We start from the raw sequence: 15,888 nt of genomic DNA, 5'->3' as shown, positions 1-15,888 counted from the left end.
TGGCCACCGCCACGGTGCGGGCGGCGACGGGGTTCAGGCCGGTGCCCGTCCGGGGTGCGGTCCCGGCGTTCTCGGCGGTGGCGCGGGAGTCGTGGTGCACGGCCATTTCGGGGCCCCTTCGCGGTGAGCGGTGCGGGTCGTTTCGGTGACGGCATCACTGTCCCGCGGACGACCCCACCGCCGATGGAGGCGGAGGACCCGCAATCCCTGGGCCGAACGGCCCTGCTCGGGGGCCGACTTGGCCCCCGCCCGCCCGCCGGCGCCGTTGCGGGGTCCGGCCGCACGAAGGGCCCGGCCCGGCGACCTGCCCGCGCCCGCCGTACGATCCCGCCCTCCTGCCGGGGCGTCAGTCCGATGCGCCCTGGGGCAGCGGGACCTGCCACAGCAGCTGGGTGCCGCCGCGGGGGCCGGGGAGCAGTTCGAGGCGCCCGCCGCGGCGGGCCGCGCGCTCGCCGAGGTTGCGCAGACCGCTGCGCCGGCCCTGCGCGGGGATGCCCACCCCGTCGTCGGTCACGGTGACCGCGAGCGTGCCGGACGCCGCCACCAGCGACACCTCGACACTGCTCGCCCCGGCGTGCCGCGCCACGTTCGACAGGCTCTCGGCGAGCACCGCCACGACGTCCTCGGCGACCTCCGGCGGTACGTCGGTGTCGAGCAGCCCCTCCATCCGCAGCACCGGCGTGAAGCCCAGCGTGCGGGCGGCGCCCTCCACGCTCGCCGCGGCCCGCGACCGCAGCCCCGGGGCGCGGGCGCCGCCGTCCTCGCGGGCCCGCAGGCCGAAGATCGTGGACCGGATGATCTTGATGGTCTCGTCCAGGTCGTCCACCGCCCGCATCAGCCGCTCGCCGGCCTGCGGATGGTCCACGAAGCGCAGCGTGCTCTGCAACGTCATCCCGGTGGCGAACAGCCGCTGGATCGCCAGGTCGTGCAGGTCCCGGGCGATCCGGTCGCGGTCCTCCAGCAGCGCCAGCTGCTCGGCGGACCGCCGCCGCTCGGCCAGCTCCAGCGCGAGCGCCGCCTGCCCGGCGAAGGCCAGCAGCGGCGCCGTCTCCGCGGCGGAGAAGGGCGTGGCGCTGTCCGCCCTGGCCAGCAGCAGCACCCCGCGCGCGCCCCGGTCGGCGAGCATGGGCACGGCGACCGCGGGGCCCAGGCCCTCCCAGCGCGGCGGCCCGGCGCCCACCCGCGGGTCCTTGCCGATCTCCTCCGACGTCAGCGGCCGGCCGGCGTTCATCGCCGCGCCCATGAACGTGTCCTCCAGCGGCAGCACCAGGTCGCGGTGGGCCTCGGCGCCGACGCCGGTGGCGAAGGTCACCCCCAGGTCCGTGCCGTCCCCGGTGGGCAGCGCGAGGACGCCGAGGTCGGCGTCGAGGATGTCCTTCGCCCGCCGGACGATCTCCTCCAGCACATCGGCCGCCTCGGCGCCGGACAGCAGGTCGGCGACGATCTCGGCGTTCGCCTCCATCCACCGCTGCCGGTCGCGCGCGGCCTTGTACAGCCGGGCGTTCTCCACGGCGACGCCGGCCGCGACCGCGAGCGTCGACAGGACCGTCACGTCCTCGGCGTCGAACTGCGCACCGCCGCGCTTCTCCGTGAGGTACAGGTTGCCGAACACCTCGTCCCGCACCCGTATCGGCACCCCCACGAAGGAGTGCATCGGCGGGTGGTTGGGCGGGAAGCCGTACGACCGCGGGTGGTCGGCGATCTCGGCCAGGCGCAGCGGCTCGGGGTGGCGGATCAGCTCGCCGAGGATGCCGTGCCCGGACGGCAGCGGCCCGATCGCCCTGATCCGCTCCTCGTCCACGCCGACGGTGAGGAACTGCGACAGCCGCTCGCCCTCGACCACGCCCAGGGCGCCGTATTCCGCGTCGACCAGCACGACGGCCGCCTCGACGATCCGCCGCAGCACATGCGCCAGGTCCAGCTCGCGCCCCACCGACAGCACCGCTTCGAGCAGGCTGTGGACGCGGTCCTGCGTGCCGCGCACGGCGTTGATGCGGTCCTGCAACTCGTCCAGCAGCTCGTCGAGTTGCAGCCGCGGCAGCCGCTCGGACCCGCCTGCCTCGTCGTGACCCACCCGGCTTCCTCTCGTACATACGTCCGCGTCGCGACCGGGGCGCCGCGGCGCGCTCAGGTTAGCCGCGGGGCGGGCAGCACGTCACGACCCACTTTTCGCAGCCGGCCCCCCGGGGGGCCGGCTAGCCGGAGCAGGCGGTGCGCTGGGCCTCCTGCCATTCGCACACCGGGCAGTACGTGGCGCCGCGGGTGCTCGCGGGGTGCTCGGTGGGCTCGCCGCACAGCACGCAGTCGGCGACCGGCTCGGCGACGGGCGCCGGGGCCTGCGGGCGGTCCTGGGGCCGTTCCCCGCCCTGCTTCCCGGCCTGTTCCCCGGCCCGTTCCTGGTTCTGCTCCTGGGTCTGCGTCACCCGTCCACCGTAGCGCCGGTGGTGCGCAGCACGGCAGCCCCGCGGGCCGGCAGCTGGACCGCAGGACCCGGCAGCACCTTGCACGCCGGGCGGCACAGCACGATCTCGCACGGGTCGCTCAGCGGGATGCGCGCGGCGGCGTCGGAGAAGTTGGCGACGATACGGAACGGGCCGCGGGCCACCCGCAGCGTACGGCCGCCGGCGGTCGCGGTCACGGAGTCCAGCTGCGGGTCGGACAGCGCGGGCTCCGCGCGGCGCAGCGCGATCAGCGCGCGGTACCACTCCAGCAGCTCGCGGTGCTCGGGCTTGTCCGGCTCGGCCCAGTCCAGGCACGAGCGGTCCCGGGTCGCCGGGTCCTGCGGGTCGGGCACGTCCTCCTCGGCCCAGCCGTGCTCGGCGAACTCCCGCCGCCGGCCGCGGGTGATGGCGGCGCCCAGCTCCGGGTCGGCGTGGTCGGTGAAGAACTGCCACGGCGTGGTCGCGCCCCACTCCTCGCCCATGAAGAGCATCGGCGTGAAGGGCGAGGTCAGCACGAGCGCGGCGGCGACGCCGAGCTGCTGCGCGGTGAGCCGGTCGCCGGTGGCGCGGTTGCCGACCTGGTCGTGGGTCTGGGCGTAGCCGAGCAGCCGGCTGCCGGGCACCGTCGCCGGGTCCAGCGGGCGGCCGTGGTGCCGGCCGCGGAAGGACGAGTACGTCCCGTCGTGGAAGAAGCCGTGGCCGAGGATCTTGGCCAGCGCGCCGGGCCCGGCCGCGGCGAAGTCGGCGTAGTAGCCCTGGGACTCGCCGGTGACGGCGGTGTGCAGGGCGTGGTGGAAGTCGTCGTTCCACTGGGCGTGCAGGCCCAGGCCCCCGGCGTCGCGCGGCGCGGTCGTCCGCGGGTCGTTCAGGTCGGACTCGGCGATCAGGAACAGCGGGCGGCCGAGCGCCGCCGACAGCCCGTCCACGGCGGTCGACAGCTCCTCCAGGAAGTGCAGCGCGCGGGTGTCGACCAGCGCGTGCACCGCGTCCAGCCGCAGCCCGTCCAGCCGGTAGTCGCGCAGCCACGCCAGCGCGCTGCCCACCAGGAAGGCCCGGACCTCGTCGGAGCCGGGCGCGTCCAGGTTCACCGCGTCGCCCCACGGGGTGTGGTGGCGGTCGGTGAAGTACGGGCCGAAGGGCGGCAGGTGGTTGCCGGACGGGCCGAGGTGGTTGTGGACGACGTCCAGGACCACGCCCAGGCCGTGCCGGTGGGCCGCGTCGACAAAGCGCTTCATCGCCTCGGGCCCGCCGTACGGCTCGTGCACCGCCCACAGCGACACACCCTCGTACCCCCAGCCGTTCGTGCCGGGGAAGGGGCACACCGGCATCAGCTCGACGTGGGTGACGCCGAGCCGAGCCAGGTGCGGCAGCCGCTCGACCGCCGCGTCGAAGGTGCCCGCCTCGGTGAACGTGCCGACGTGCAGCTCGTAGAGGACCGCGCCGGGCAGGCCGCGGCCCGGCCAGGGCGTCGTCCACGCGAAGGCGTCGTGGTCGACGACCGCGCTCGGGCCGTCGGGCCCGTCCGGCTGCCGCCGCGAGCGCGGGTCGGGCAGCGGCGGGCCGCCGTCCAGGACGTACGCGTAACGCGTCCCCGCGGGCGCGGACAGCTCGGTGCGCCACCAGCCCTCCCGAGCCGGGTCAGGGCCGAGCCGGTGCGTACGGCCGCCGGTCGCGACCTCGACGCGCTCCGCGTGGGGCGCCCACACTTCGAACAGCACGCATGTCTCCCGTCAGGTCCGTCAGGCCGGCGAACACCGCGCTCCCGCGCAGGATCATGCCCACCGCCGGCCCTGCTCAGACCCTGCCCGGCCCCGATGTCACCCGGCCCGGGGGAGCCCGGGGCGCTCAGCGGCCCTGGTGCAGGCCGCGGCCGGCCAGCGTCAGGAAGACCTCGCCGACCGCCTCCGAGAGGGTCGGGTGCGGGTGGATGTGCCGGGCGACGTCCGCGGCCTCGGCCTCCCAGCCGACGATGAGCTGGCTCTCGGCGATCATTTCCGAGACGTTCGGTCCCACCAGGTGGACGCCGAGCACGGCCCCGCCGTCCGCCGCGGCCACCACCTTCACGCTGCCGCCCTGCCCGTGCACCATGCCCTTGGCGACCGCGGTGAGCGGCATCGTGTTCACCGCCACGTCGTGCCCCCGCTCGCGGGCCTGCGCCTCCGTCAGGCCGACCGAGGCGGTCTGCGGGCTGGAGTACGTCACGCGCGGCACCGCCGGGTAGTCCACCGGCGGCGGGCTGCCGCCGGCCAGCACCTCGGCGACGAGCAGGCCCTCGGCGAAGGAGGCGTGCGCCAGGCCGGGTGAGGGTGGCGGCAGGAGATCACCCACGACGTGCACGCCGGGCACGGCGGTCTCCAGCCGCGCCCAGTCCGCGGGCGGTACGTAGCCGCGGGCGTCGGCGGTGAGGCCCGCAGCGGCGAGGTCCAGCCCGTCCGTGACGGGCTCGCGCCCCACGGCGACGAGCAGCCGCGCGACGTCCTCCGCGCGCGCCTGCCCCCGGGCGTCCACGAGGCTCACCCGTACGCCCCCGGCCTGCGCGCGGGTGTTGGTGCCGGTGCTGTTGCCGGTGTCGGTGCCGTCCGGGTCGTACACCTCGGCGGACGTCATGCGGGCGCCGGTCAGGATCTCGATGCCGCGCCGGCGCAGGCCCCGGGCCAGCTGCCGGGAGACCTCCGCGTCTTCCAGCGGCAGCAGCCGGTCCGCGGCCTCGACCAGCAGCACCCGCGCGCCCATCGAGCGGTGCAGGGAGGCGTATTCGACGCCGATCGCGCCGCCGCCCAGCACCAGCACGGACTCCGGCAGCCCCGGTGCGAAGAGGGCGTCGTCGCTGGTGACCACGCGCCGCCCGTCCGGGACGAGCCCCGGCAGCAGGCGCGGGCGCGAGCCGGTCGCGAGCACGACGCCGCGCCGGGCGGTGTACGCCGCCCCGCCCGCGCTCACCGCGCGGGGCCCGGTCAGCCGGGCGTGGGCCCGTACGATCTGCACCCCGGCGTGCGCCAGGTGGGCCTCGACGCCGCGGTGGTTGCGGGCCACGATGTCGTCGCGGGTCGTGGTGAGCGCGGGCCAGTCCACCGCGTCCAGGGTTGCCTTGACGCCCCACCGCTCGCGGGCCTCGGCGATCCCGTCGACCAGTTCGGCCGCGTGCAGCATCGCCTTGCTGGGGACGCAGCCGCGGTGCAGGCACGTACCGCCGACCAGGTCACGTTCGGCCAGCACCACGTCCAGGCCGAGGGCCGCGGCGCGCAGGGCGGTGCTGTAGCCGCCCGTGCCGCCGCCGATCACGATGACGTCCGCCGAGGTCTCGCTTGTCATGAGCGCCAGTCTCCGGCGGCCCGGGCCCATGCGTCCAAGGCATAAGCTCGGCCCTGTCCATGCAGAATGTTTATGGGACGGGGACGGCGGATGAGCCTGCGCCAGATGGAGTATTTCGTCACGGTCGTGGAGGCGGACTCCTTCACCCGGGCGGCGGAGCTGCTGCACGTCACGCAGCCCGCGCTGTCCCACCAGATCAAGGCGCTGGAGCGGCACGTGGGCGGCCCGCTGCTGGAGCGGCTGCCGCGCGGGGTGCGGCTGACCCCGATGGGCCGGGCCTTCCTGCCGCACGCCGAGGTCGCCGTGCGCAGCGCCGCGCAGGCCGACCGGGCGGCCCGGGCCGCGGCGGGTGCGCAGGAGGGCGAGCTCCATGTCGCCGCGGTGCACGCGGTGGCCGCGGGGCTGCTGCCGCGGGTCGTCGCGAGGTGGCGGCGCGAGCGGCCGGGGATGGAGCTGGTGCTGCACGAGTACGGGCGCGACGAGGAGCTGGACGACGCGATGGAGCGCGGGGTCGCCGATCTCGCCGTGGGGCACGGCGGGGCGGGGGCGGCGGCCCGGACGGTGCTCGGCGAAGAAGAGGTCGTGGTGGTGCTGCCGCCGGGCGACCGGCTCGCCGGCGGCCCGGTCCGGCTGGCCGACCTCGCCGGACGGGACTGGATCCGCTGCGCCATGGAGCCCGTGGTGGAGGGCCGGCCCTTCATCGACCTGGCCTGCGCGCGGGCGGGCTTCACCCCGCGGACGGCGGTCCGCACGGAGCACACGTCGACGGCGGTCGCCATGGCCGCGGCGGGCGCGGGCATCGCGGCGGTGCCCTCCTACGCGGTCCCCGAGGCCGTCCCCACCACCCCTCTCACCCCACCCTGGCGCCGCCCCCTCCACACCTGGTCCCGCACCCCCTTCACCGGCCCAGCCGCCGCACTCCTCCCTTACCTGACGGCCGCCCTGCCCTGACGGGCCTCCACGGGAGCGCTCCGGGCCCGAAGCTCGGCCAGCCGCCGCTGGTAGAGCGGACCGGCTACGTGTGCCGCCCGTGCCTCGCTGGGCGCCGACTGCTCGATCAGGTGATGGGCCACGGCCTTGAGGTGGGCGGACCACGCCAAGACGTGCTGCTGCGCGCTCCGGCCGCACTCGTCAGGTTCCCCGGGAAGGCACAGCGGCAGCGTCGGCCCTACCTTGTTGGCGGCGTGCCGGATGTAGCCCGCGATCCTGGCCCAGTCCTCTTCGGTCCGCTGCATGGCGTTGACGTTCCCGTCCGTGCCCCACCGGCCGAAGTCGTCCCCGTGATCTTCCATTGGCGAACTCCTGGTGATCTCAGCGTGATCTCAGTGGTCGAGCGGGTGCACCGATCGTAGCCGGACCCGCGACGGCGTCCGCTTCCCTCGGGTCGCAGTGACCCACGGACGGGACACACGGACCGCACGGCCCGCACATGGGAAGGAACTGCGGGGGAGTACAGGACTGCGCGCCTTCCCCGTGCACGGCCGTGATGTCCGCCAGCACTTCCGCCACTGCCACCCCGCCCCAGATCTCCGAGAGGGGCGCGTCCCTCACATTGCCGAGGCTGAGGAACCGCCCCAGCACGCACGGCCACACGTCGCCGTTCGGCCCGACGGCGCATTTCTCGTGTGCGCAGTGCCCGCACAGGTCACCGATGGTCGGCGCCGCCCCTTTGCTCGCCCGTCCGAACGCCCGGGTCCGGTCCCCGCCGACCGTGCCGACTCCCAGCGCGGAAAGGTCCCGCGCGGCCTCTTGAACGCGCTGGCCTCGCCGCACGGCCACCACTCCGCCGCGAAGCGGGATGCCGAGGCCGAGCGCCTTCTCGATGTTCGCCCGGGTCTTCCGGTGCGAACCCCGGAGCCTGGTCACGCCGTCGTGTTCCTCGGCCGCGTCCGAGTAGTACGACGTGGCGAGTTTGACCCCGCAGTCCGTGAACGTCTCCCACAGCTCCGGCCGGATGTGGGTCATGTTGGAGAAGACCTCAACGGACAGCCCGGAACCGTGCGCGTGCCGGATCAGTTCCGGAAGACGGGGGTACAGCGTCGGCTCTCCGCCGATGAACTGGACGTCCAGCGCGCCCATGCCCGAAAGCTGGTCGATGACGTTCGTCCAGTCGGCAACGGTCATCGTGCCGTGCGTCCCCTTCGGTGACGAGTCCGCATAGCAGTGGTCGCAGAACTCGTTGCATAAACCCGTCACCTCCAACCACGCGAATTTCAACGCGCTTTGAGCAGCACCCATCCCACAACTCCCTACGATTGACGGTTCGCCCAGATCTTCCCTTTCAGTGCGAGCCGGCGCATAGCGGCCACGTGTAGGCCCGATGTCGGCCAGACTGGGCCCATGGGGAGTGACGTGGGGGCCAACATCCGGCGGGAGCGTGACCGGCGAAGCTGGAGTCAGGCACGGCTGGCGCGGGAGGTCTGCCGGGCGGCGGGCATTTCCGGAGATCCGGTCGGCCGTCAGGAGATCAGCCGATGGGAGACGGGGAAGCGGACCCCGCGCGAATGGCTGCCCTTCCTCGCCGCCGCTCTCGGTGTCCCCGTGGAAGTCCTCACAGCGCCGCCCGCGTCCGCCGAGCCGCCCTTGCCGACCCTGGCTGATTTCCTGCCCGAAGAGGATCCGCTGAGCCCTTTGGAAGGCCGTACGGGGCGACGCGTCGGAATGGGCACCGTGGACGAACTGCGACAGCGGGTGCACGGGCTCAGGCTGGCTGATGACGTGCTGGCAGGCGGGGACCTGATCCGCCCGGCGCTGCGGGACCTTCGGCGGGTCGTGACGTTGTACCGAGAGAGCGGACACACCAGCGAAGTCGGGCGGCAACTCCTGAGGCAGATCGGGGAGTTGGCACAGATTGCCGGCTGGATCGCCAGCGACGCCGGACAGCACGCCGAAGCCGAGCGGATATACCGGCTGGGCATCAGCGCTGCACAGCACGCGGAAGACCGCATCCTGGCGGGGAATCTCGCCGGATCACTCGCCTATCAGATGAGCAACACCGGGCGGGAAACCGAAGGGCTCATCCTGGCTCAGGCGGCGTTCAGGGACTCACAGGCCGAAGCGCCCCCGAAAGCCCGCGCGCTGTACCTCGACCGTGTGGCATGGGCGCACACGAAAGCCGGGGGAGCGGAGAATACGCAACAGGCCATACGCGCGCTCGGGGAAGCCGGCCAGGCGCTCAGCGAAGACAGCCCAGGAACAGAATCCCCTGGCTATCTGTATTGGGTGGACGCCGGGGAACTCCGGGTCATGGAATCCCGGGTCTACACGGAACTCCACCGGCCGTTGCGTGCGGTGCCGTTGCTCCGGGAAGTCCTCGGCGCCTATGACGCCACACATACCCGTGAGATGGCGTTGTACCTCTCATGGTTGGCTGTGGCGCTGGCGGACGCCAACGAACCGGAAGAGGCGGCGTCCGTGGCCGAGCGGGTCATCTCCCTTGCATCTGCCACTCCGTCCGAGAGAGTGGCGGAGCGCGTGCGGGTCGTACTCGGCCGGTTGCAGAATCACGCCGATGTGCCGGAAGTCGCTGCCCTCCTTGCGGAGCATCGTTGAGGCCGGCTTGCGGCGCTGCGACTGCGTGACCGGCCAGGCGCCGGTCAGGGGCTGCCCGGGGCGTACCGCGGGACCTCGGGGCTGGACCAGCTGGCCAGGAGGGTGAGGCGGTCGGAGGTGGGGGAGTTCGGGGCGGGGGTGTAGATGACGAGGGTGAGGTCGGGGTCGCCGGGGAAGGCCAGGGTTTCGTAGGCGAGTTCGAGGTCGCCCGCCACCGGGTGGTGGATGCGCTTGACGCCGTACGTCTTCTCCCGCACCAGGTGGTCCGCCCACAGGCGGCGGAAGTCCTCGCTCTTGACGGACAGCTCGCCGACCAGCGCGGTCAGGGCCGCGTCGTCGGGGTGGCGGCCGGCGCCGAGGCGGAGGTAGGCGACGGTTTCCGCGGCGACCGCCGGCCACTCCGGGTAGAGCTCGCGCGCCGCCGGGTCGAGGAAGACCAGGCGGGGCATATTGCGGCGCTCGGGCCCCGCGGCGAAGCCGTGCACCGCGTCGCCCAGGGCGTTCCACGCCAGCACGTTCATCCGGTGGTCGATGACCATCGCCGGGCAGTCGGCCATCCGGTCCAGCAGCATCCGCACCCCCGCCCGTATCCCGGGGGCGGCAGCCGGAGCGGGACGCCCGCCGCGGGCGAGGTCGCGCAGGTGGGCGTGCTCCGTGGGGTCCAGCCGCAGCACGCGGGCCACCGCGTCCAGGACCGCGTCGGAGACGTTCCTGCCGCGGCCCTGTTCGAGCCGGATGTAGTAGTCGACGCTGACCCCGGCGAGCTGCGCGACCTCCTCGCGGCGCAGCCCCGGCACCCGCCGCCGGCCGTACGGGGGCAGGCCCACCTCCTCGGGGCGGATCCTGGCCCGCCGGCTCTGCAGGAAGTCACCCAGCGCGTTGTCCATGCCCCGAGCCTAAGCCCGGCCCCGGACGCCAACCTGGTACTGCCGTACCCAGGTTCGGCTCAGCCCTGGGTGCCCCCGGCCGGGCCCCGCACAGTGGAGCCGTCCACCACCGGAGCACCCGCCCCGCGGGCCACCCACCAGGGAGCCACCCCTCATGAGCAGCACCACCGCACAAGACGGCAACCTCCGCACCCGTACCGCCGTCGTCACCGGCGCCGCCAGCGGCATGGGCGAGGCGACCGCCCGCCTGCTCGCCGCCCGCGGCACCCGGGTCGCACTGCTGGCCCGGCGCGCCGACCGGCTCACCGCGCTCGCCGAGAAGATCACCGCCGACGGCGGCCGGGCCCTCGCCGTCCCCGCCGACGTCACCGACGAGGCGTCGGTACGCGCCGCCGCCGCCCGGGTCCGGGAGGCATACGGGCCCGCCGACCTCGTCGTCAACGCCGCCGGCGTCATGCTCGCCAACCCCGTCGACGCCGGCCGTACCGACGAATGGCAGCGGATGATCGACACCAACCTCACCGGCGCCCTGCGCGTCATCGACGCCTTCCGCCCCGACCTGCTCGCCGCCGGCGCCGCGGGCCGCCCCGCCGACCTGGTCAACATCTCCTCGATCGGCGCGCACCTGACCTTCCCCGGCTACGCCGTCTACACCGCCACCAAGGCCGCCCTCACCCACCTGTCGGCGTCGCTGCGCACCGAGCTGGGCCCGCGCGGGGTGCGCGTGACCAACATCGAACCCGGCCTGACCGACACCGAGCTGGGCAGCCACATCGACAACGCCGAGCTGTCGCACGCGCTCGACGGGATGTTCGACGCCTTCGGGCAGGCGCTGACGGCCGACGACATCGCGGACCTGGTCGCGTACACCGTCAGCCGCCCGCGGCACGTCAACCTGCGCCAGCTCGTCGTGCTGCCCACCGCCCAGGCGTGATCACCCGCGGGTGAGCAGCGCGACGGGGGAGTCCGCGAGGAGTTCCGCGAGCGGTACGCGGCCCTCGTGGGTGCCGCCGCCCAGCCGGTCCCGCCAGCGCCCGGGGGGCAGCGGCAGCGCCGTCCCGCGCCAGCCGCCGGCCTGCTCCAGCCGCCGCGAGAGCCGGGTCACGACGGTCAGCGCGGCGCCGCCGCGGACGAAGGCCACGCAGTGCTCCGCGGCCGGCCCGTCCGCCGCCAGCGGGTCGTACGCGCCCTGCGGCCCGTACCACTGCGGCTCGTCCCGGCGCAGCCGCAGCGCGACCGCGGTCAGCCGCAGCTTGGCCTCGTCGGTGTCCCGGGGGCGGCGCCCGTCGAGCAGCTCGGCGAGCGTGCGGCCGGTGCCGAAGCGCTGGGTGTCGCCGGCCGTGCCGGTCATGGGCCCGCGGTTGTCGGGGTCGACCAGGGTGTGGACGGGGAATTCCGTGCACTGGTACACGTCCGGCACACCCGGCATCGTCAGGTGCAGCAGCGCCGCGCCGAGCGTGTTGGCGTCGGCGTACGGGCGCAGCCGCCCGGCGAGCTCGCCGATCTCGTAGACCTGCGGCCCGCACGGGCCGTCCGCGACGAAGTCGGCGACCGCCTTCTCATACGCCTCGTCCTGCTCGGTCCACGTCGTCCGCAGCCCCGCCTCGCGCACCGCCTTCAGCAGCGCAGGGCCCAGCCGGTCGGGGTGGCAGAAGCCGAGGCCGACGCCGGTCTGGTAGGCGGTGTACTGCACCTGGCGGTCGGGCGCGGGCACGCAGCCGAGCTGCGCCTCGCGCGCGTCGCGCCGCTCCATCCACTCCCGCCACACCTCGGGCAGCTCCGAGAGGACGGCGAGCCGCAGCCGCAGGTCGGCGCTGCGCTTGGTGTCGTGGGTGGACAGCACGGTGCCGGTCGCGGGCCGCTCGCGCTGCACCCGGGCGCAATAGGCGTGGAAGTCGGCGGGCGCGGTCGCCGGCACCGCCGGGTCCCGGCCGACCTCGCACAGCGACAGCAGCGGGGTGTAGCGGTAGAAGGCGGTGTCCTCGACGGACTTGGCGTGCAGCGCGGAGGCGACCTGCGCGAACCGCACGGCGAAGTCCGCCCCGTCCGCCGCCGCCCCGCCGTCCACGACGTGCCCGCCGCCGGCCGTCGAGCCGCCGCCGGCCGTCGAGCTGCCCGCCGTCGAGCTGCCCGCCGTCGAGCCGCCGCCCGCCGCCGAGCCGTCGCGCGCCCCGCCCGCCCCCGTCGCGTACCGCCCCAGCGCCAGGTCCCGTACGAAATCCACCGCCCCGCCCAGGTCCGGCGCCGCCTCGCGGGCCTCGCGGGCGGAGTGCTCCAGCATCGCCTCGTCCGCCGCCGAGGCGGGGCCGCCCGGGACGACGTACGGGCGGTACACCGGCACCCGCACCAGCAGCTCGCGGATCGCCGCGTCCAGCGCCTCGGGCCGGTACGGGCGCCTGCCGGGCAGCGCGGCGCGCACGCGCTCGGCGGTACGGCGCAGCCGGGCGACCTCGGCGGCCAGGTCGTGCGTGACGACGCGGTACGCGGCCCGGCGCACGGTCGGCGCCCACCGGCCGCCGCGGTCGTCGTCGGCGCCGGTGTACGCACGGTGGAAGGCGTCCAGCTCGGCGACGCCCGCCGGGTCGGTGAACAGGCCGTCGACCCGGTCCAGGGCGTCGTAGCCGGTCGTGCCGGCGCACGCCCAGTCCGCGGGCAGCGGCTCGTCGCGCTGGAGGATCTTCTCCACGACCGTCCAGCGCCCGCCGCTCGCCTCGGCGAGCCGGCGCAGATATCCGGCCGGGTCGGCTAGCCCGTCCGGGTGATCCACCCGCAGCCCGTCGGCGACCCCGTCGCGCAGCAGCCGCAAAATCACCTCATGCGTCGCGGCGAAGACCTCCGGATCCTCCACCCGCACCGCGATGAGGTCGGAGATGGTGAAGAAGCGCCGGTAGTTCAGGTGCGTGCGGGCGGTGCGCCAGTACGCGAGCCGGTACCACTGGGCGTCCAGCAGCTCGGGCAGCGGCAGCTCCTCCGTCCCCGGGCGCAAGGGGAAGCGGTGGTCGTAGTAGGCGAGCGCCTTGCCGCCCGCCGCCTTGTCCCGTACGACCGACAGCTCGCCCAGCACGTCGGGGAGCGGATCGCCCAGCACCGGCAGCAGCACCTTGCCGCCGAGGGCGTCCCAGTCGATGTCGAACCACCTCGCCCGGGGCGAGCCCGGCCCGTCCCGCAGCACCTCCCACAGCGGGCCGTTCAGGTGCTCGGGCGCGGGCAAGGCCATGTGGTTGGGCACGATGTCGAGGATCAGCCCCAGCCCGTGCTCCCTGGCCGTACGCGACAGGTCCCGCAGCCCCTGCTCGCCGCCCAGCTCGGCCCGCACCCGGGTGTGGTCCACCACGTCGTAGCCGTGCCCTGACCCGGGCACGGCCTCCAGCACCGGCGACAGGTGCAGATGGCTGACCCCGAGCCCGGCCAGATACGGCACGACCTCCGCGGCCTGCCCGAACGTGAACGACGGCTGCACCTGCAGGCGGTACGTGGCAGTGGGCATAGGGCTCATAGCCACCTCTCTACCCGGGATCGGCCGATCCTGCTCCCCGGCCGCGCTAGTCGGCCGGTCGCTGGAGGACGACCATGCTGCGGTCGGCCAGCAGGATGCGGTCACCCGCCGCGACCCGCTCGCCCGTGCCCGGCGGGACGCCGTCCGGGCGCTCGGTGTCCACGATGAGCTGCCACTCCTTGCCGTGGTGCACCGGCACCAGGAACTCCTCGGGGTTCGGCGCGGCGTTGAACATCAGCAGGAAGGAGTCGTCCGTGACCCGCTCACCGCGCGGCCCCGGCTCGGAGATCGCGTTGCCGTTGAGGAACACCACCAGCGAGCGGGCGCTCGCCGCCTGCCACTCGCGCTGCGTCATCTCGTTGCCCTGCGCGGTGAACCACGCGATGTCCGACAGCTCGTCGTGCGTGCCCTCCACCGGCCGGCCGTGGAAGAACCGGCGCCGCCGGAAGACGGCGTGGTCGCGGCGCAGCCACACCATCGTGCGGACGAACTCGTGCATCCGGTGCGCCTCGTCGGCGTCCTCGTCCGTGCCGGCCTTCTGCGGCCAGGAGACCCACGCCAGCTCGTTGTCCTGGCAGTACGCGTTGTTGTTGCCGCCCTGCGTCCGCCCGAACTCGTCGCCGTGCGAGAGCATCGGCACCCCTTGCGACAGCATCAGCGTCGCCACGAAGTTGCGCATCTGCCGCTGCCGCAGCGCCTTGACCTGCCGGTCGGCGGTCGGGCCCTCGGCCCCGCAGTTCCAGGACCGGTTGTAGCTCTCGCCGTCCCGGTTGCTCTCGCCGTTGGCCTCGTTGTGCTTGTCGTTGTACGACACCAGGTCGCGCAGCGTGAAACCGTCGTGGCACGTCACGAAGTTGATGGACGCCAGCGGGCGCCGCCCGTCGTCCTGGTAGAGGTCCGAGGAGCCGGTCAGCCGGGAGGCGAACTCCGCGAGCGTGGCGCTCTCGCCGCGCCACAGGTCGCGCACCGTGTCGCGGAACTTGCCGTTCCACTCGGTCCACAGCGGCGGGAAGTTGCCCACCTGGTAGCCGCCCTCGCCCACGTCCCACGGCTCGGCGATCAGCTTGACCTGCGAGACCACCGGATCCTGCTGCACCAGGTCGAAGAACGACGACAGCCGGTCCACCTCGTGGAACTGCCGGGCGAGCGTGGCCGCCAGGTCAAAGCGGAAGCCGTCCACATGCATCTCGGTGACCCAGTAGCGCAGGCTGTCCATGATGAGCTGCAGCACGTGCGGGCTGCGCATCAGCAGCGAATTCCCGGTGCCGGTGGTGTCGGTGTAGTAGCGCTTGTCGTTGCCGAGCCGGTAGTACGAGGCGTTGTCCAGGCCGCGCAGGCTCAGCGTCGGCCCCAGGTGGCTGCCCTCGGCGGTGTGGTTGTAGACCACGTCGAGGATCACCTCGATGCCGGCCCGGTGCAGCGCGCGTACCGCGGTCTTGAACTCCAGCACCTGCTGGCCGCGGTCGCCCACCGAGCAGTAGGCGTGGTGCGGGGCGAAGAAGCCGATCGTGTTGTAGCCCCAGTAGTTCGCGAGCCCCGCGTCCACCAGCCGGTGGTCCTGGATGAACTGGTGCACCGGCATCAGCTCCAGCGTCGTCACGCCCAGTTCCACCAGATGGCCGATCACCGCCGGGTGCGCGAGGGCCGCGTACGTGCCCCTGATCTCCTCCGGCAGGCCCGGGTGAGTCATCGTCAGGCCCTTGACGTGCGCCTCGTAGATCACCGTGCGGTGGTAGTCGATCCGCGGCGCCCGGTCGTCGGCCCAGTCGAAGTACGGGTTCACCACGACCGACGTCATGGTGTGCGGCGCCGAGTCCAGGTCGTTGCGCGAGTCGGGCTGGCCGAAGCGGTAGCCGTAGACCGCCTCGTCCCAGTCGATCTCGCCGCTCATCGCCTTGGCGTACGGGTCCAGCAGCAGCTTCGCCGAGTTGCAGCGGTTGCCGCGCGAGGGCTCGTACGGGCCGTGCACCCGGAAGCCGTAGCGCTGGCCCGGCATCACCCCGGGCAGGTACGCGTGCCGGACGAAGGCGTCCGCCTCGCGCAGCTCCACCGCCGTCTCGGAGCCGTCGTCGTGCAGCAGACACAGCTCGATCCGCGAGGCCACCTCCGAGAACACGGCGAAGTTGGTGCCCGCGCCGTCGAAGGTCGCGCCGAGGGGATAGGACTGACCCGGCCAGACTTGCATGTCGAGACTCTTCCG

Annotated in this window: 12 protein-coding genes; 3 read left to right on the top strand and 9 right to left on the bottom strand. The window is 73.9% G+C overall.

Going from position 1 to position 15,888, the window contains the following annotated elements; translation table 11 throughout:
• Window positions 1–346 precede the first annotated feature (346 nt).
• The 4 genes from HCN08_RS33550 to HCN08_RS33535 all read right to left on the bottom strand — a co-directional run bounded on the left by HCN08_RS33550 (window position 347) and on the right by HCN08_RS33535 (window position 5,753).
• Complete coding sequence (locus HCN08_RS33550) at window positions 347–2,074, bottom strand: GAF domain-containing sensor histidine kinase (protein WP_167987113.1); 1,728 nt, start codon at window positions 2,072–2,074, stop codon at window positions 347–349.
• A gap of 121 nt (window positions 2,075–2,195) precedes the next feature.
• Window positions 2,196–2,423 (bottom strand): hypothetical protein, encoded by a 228-nt coding sequence (locus HCN08_RS33545; RefSeq protein ID WP_167987112.1) that lies wholly within the window; start codon window positions 2,421–2,423, stop codon window positions 2,196–2,198.
• The gene (gene treZ / locus HCN08_RS33540) at window positions 2,420–4,159 is read right to left on the bottom strand and encodes a malto-oligosyltrehalose trehalohydrolase (protein ID WP_167987111.1); all 1,740 of its coding nucleotides are present in this window, start codon (window positions 4,157–4,159) and stop codon (window positions 2,420–2,422) included. The genes HCN08_RS33545 and treZ overlap by 4 nt, the downstream gene beginning before the upstream one ends.
• Window positions 4,160–4,286: 127 nt before the next feature.
• On the bottom strand, window positions 4,287–5,753 hold the full coding sequence (locus tag HCN08_RS33535) for an FAD-dependent oxidoreductase (RefSeq protein WP_167987110.1): 1,467 nt from the start codon (window positions 5,751–5,753) through the stop codon (window positions 4,287–4,289).
• A 90-nt stretch (window positions 5,754–5,843) separates the two neighbouring features.
• On the opposite strand from HCN08_RS33535, the gene HCN08_RS33530 reads away from it, so the two are divergent.
• Complete coding sequence (locus HCN08_RS33530) at window positions 5,844–6,704, top strand: LysR family transcriptional regulator (protein WP_167987109.1); 861 nt, start codon at window positions 5,844–5,846, stop codon at window positions 6,702–6,704.
• Here the strand turns inward: HCN08_RS33530 and HCN08_RS33525 are convergent.
• Window positions 6,680–7,045: a hypothetical protein gene (locus tag HCN08_RS33525; protein ID WP_167987108.1), complete on the bottom strand. Its 366-nt coding sequence runs from the start codon at window positions 7,043–7,045 to the stop codon at window positions 6,680–6,682. The genes HCN08_RS33530 and HCN08_RS33525 overlap by 25 nt on opposite strands.
• 19 nt (window positions 7,046–7,064) lie before the next feature.
• Window positions 7,065–7,991, bottom strand: coding sequence for a radical SAM protein (locus HCN08_RS33520; protein ID WP_167987107.1), 927 nt, complete (start codon window positions 7,989–7,991; stop codon window positions 7,065–7,067).
• A 114-nt stretch (window positions 7,992–8,105) separates the two neighbouring features.
• Here HCN08_RS33520 and HCN08_RS33515 point away from each other — a divergent pair, with 114 nt between their 5' ends.
• Entirely contained in the window at window positions 8,106–9,305 is a 1,200-nt protein-coding gene (locus HCN08_RS33515) for a helix-turn-helix transcriptional regulator (protein ID WP_322974837.1), read from the top strand.
• Between the two features lie 44 nt (window positions 9,306–9,349).
• Here the strand turns inward: HCN08_RS33515 and HCN08_RS33510 are convergent, their stop codons facing one another.
• Window positions 9,350–10,192, bottom strand: a complete 843-nt coding sequence (locus HCN08_RS33510; protein WP_167987105.1) for a helix-turn-helix domain-containing protein — start codon at window positions 10,190–10,192, stop codon at window positions 9,350–9,352.
• Between the two features lie 154 nt (window positions 10,193–10,346).
• On the opposite strand from HCN08_RS33510, the gene HCN08_RS33505 reads away from it, so the two are divergent.
• Window positions 10,347–11,126, top strand: coding sequence for an SDR family oxidoreductase (locus HCN08_RS33505; protein WP_167987104.1), 780 nt, complete (start codon window positions 10,347–10,349; stop codon window positions 11,124–11,126).
• On the opposite strand, the gene treY is transcribed toward HCN08_RS33505, so the two are convergent.
• Complete coding sequence (treY, locus tag HCN08_RS33500; protein ID WP_167987103.1) at window positions 11,127–13,688, bottom strand: malto-oligosyltrehalose synthase; 2,562 nt, start codon at window positions 13,686–13,688, stop codon at window positions 11,127–11,129.
• Window positions 13,689–13,734: 46 nt separating this feature from the next.
• Entirely contained in the window at window positions 13,735–15,873 is a 2,139-nt protein-coding gene (gene glgX / locus HCN08_RS33495) for a glycogen debranching protein GlgX (protein WP_167987102.1), read from the bottom strand.
• Window positions 15,874–15,888 lie beyond the last annotated feature (15 nt).

It is taken from the genome of Actinacidiphila epipremni, assembly GCF_012034175.1.
In the GTDB taxonomy this organism is placed as follows: Bacteria; Actinomycetota; Actinomycetes; order Streptomycetales; family Streptomycetaceae; genus Actinacidiphila; species Actinacidiphila epipremni.
The sequence above is the reverse complement of the archived record's forward strand: the minus strand, read 5'-3'. Positions and strand labels throughout refer to the sequence as shown.